General features: G+C 50.3%; 1 pseudogene. It reads right to left on the reverse strand.

From position 1 onward, the window contains the following. Positions 1 to 324: pseudogene (locus AB9F29_RS21695) on the reverse strand ([protein-PII] uridylyltransferase); the annotation flags it as partial.

Here is a 324-nt window from a genome sequence, read left to right on the forward strand (position 1 = left end):
ACTCATGGATAAAGGCCCCCAAAACGCCAATTTCATTCATCCGCCGCAGGGCGCGTTCCGGATTGCCATGTTTGAGCATAAGGTCGAGGAAAATTCGGCGGGCTTCTTTGTAGTTGCGCACCTCGTCATCAATTAAACCAAGGTTTGCATCAATCAACCGCATCGCTTGCGGGTGGAGCAGCATCCCTGTGCGCAGGGCTTCTTCAAATATCCGCAGGATATTAAGCTTGTTTTCAGCGAGTTCCATGTAGGGGGAAAATGTAAGCCGGTTTTGATCAATTTCGAAGCCATCGCGGACTTTGCGTTTGCGGCGGAAAAAGCCTA

Source organism: Falsihalocynthiibacter sp. S25ZX9, from assembly GCF_041205405.1.
Classification (GTDB): domain Bacteria; phylum Pseudomonadota; class Alphaproteobacteria; order Rhodobacterales; family Rhodobacteraceae; genus Falsihalocynthiibacter; species Falsihalocynthiibacter arcticus.